This is a genomic window from Fusibacter sp. 3D3, from assembly GCF_001748365.1.
In the GTDB taxonomy this organism is placed as follows: Bacteria; Bacillota; Clostridia; order Peptostreptococcales; family Acidaminobacteraceae; genus Fusibacter_A.
In genome coordinates this window covers 1-1367 of sequence record NZ_BDHH01000056.1, presented here as the reverse complement: position 1 = coordinate 1367, position 1367 = coordinate 1, and the positions used below count along the sequence as shown (strand labels likewise).

At 38.4% G+C, this 1367-nt stretch carries 1 protein-coding gene; it reads left to right on the top strand.

Annotation, left to right across the window (positions count from 1 at the left end):
* Window positions 1–1367: hypothetical protein (locus F3D3_RS24425; protein WP_175438487.1), on the top strand; the 1367-nt coding region annotated here is incomplete at its 5' end.

Here is a 1367-nt window from a genome sequence, read left to right as displayed (position 1 = left end):
GTAAAAATACTGGAAAGTGGTACGGCTATGGCTTGGGCCTAAATGGATTTGGTATGTCAACGGGTTTTGTCAATGTGCCACCTGCTTCTATATCAGGCGCTTACTCATATACAATACAAACGATGTACAATACAAAATACGTTTTCGAGGGTTCAAACCAGATCGTCGAACTGACCAACTTATCTCATTTAGATGCGCAGATAGGCGGTATAGAAAAAATAGAACCCAATAAAGCCTATGGAAAGGATGGACACCTTTACACATTCAAAGAGACACCCACAATCCTAGAAGGTGAAGAAACGTTTACAAATGGGTTAAATGTGCCTGAGGGCATCCAGTATGTCGTTAAATATTCGGGTTATGGCTATGTAACAGTCATCTATCCAAGGCAAGTCACACATTCTGACTTTACCTATTCTAGAGGAGAAAAATGGCAAAATACGATTAATCTAAGGTCAATACCATTTGTTTATACATCTGTTGATGAAATTGATGCAAGTCAAACAAGCAGCGCACCTTATTTAAATTTAATTCCAAAAGTGGATAAACTCAAAATCTCTTCTCGTTATGAATATGCATCAATATTTACAATCAATTCGGTGTCAAAGTCATTTTGGCTATCCCCAACGGATCAAACCCTATTTGATTATAAATATCTTGCTTATAAAGAGATGTACACCTATTCTCATAAGACTTATAATCCTTGGGTTAATGTTGATCGTGATGACGACGATGGGAATGATCGTTCGGGTCCAGGATATGATTATTATTTTAATGTTACAATTGGGTCTACCGTTGCTTTAAAAGAATCACCTTATCAAGTCGGTTGGAAAACCTATGGCATAGATGCATCTAAAATCAAAACAAGTACGTATAGAACAGGCTCGAGTAAATACCTTCTGTACCTTGCAAAATCGGATTCTTTTAAAAAGGTATCTCAAGATTTAGAAGATTTTATAAAAGCGCATGACATCGCTGTGAGAGTCTCCACAAAAGCCTCTTATGTTGATGATACTTCCATTTCAGCGACTGAAACCAATTTGAGAAATCTGATGACAGCAAATCCAAAGGGCAAACAATATTCAGAGCATGCTATTGATGCAATGCTTGAAGACATCATAGCCGAAAACAAAATTCAAATTGCACCCGATGGTGGGACTTACGTGATATTAGGCGAAGACACCATCACCTACGACAAATTTTACCGAGACCTTGAAAACGACTCGAAACTCTCAGAGCGGTCAAGTGCCCTTCACGACAAAGACTACTTTGAAAACACAATGGGTTTATCCGCCTATCACAATCAAGTATTAGCCGTACCCCTGACCACCTTTGACAAAGTGGGCAAATTTACCATCGAATACTAG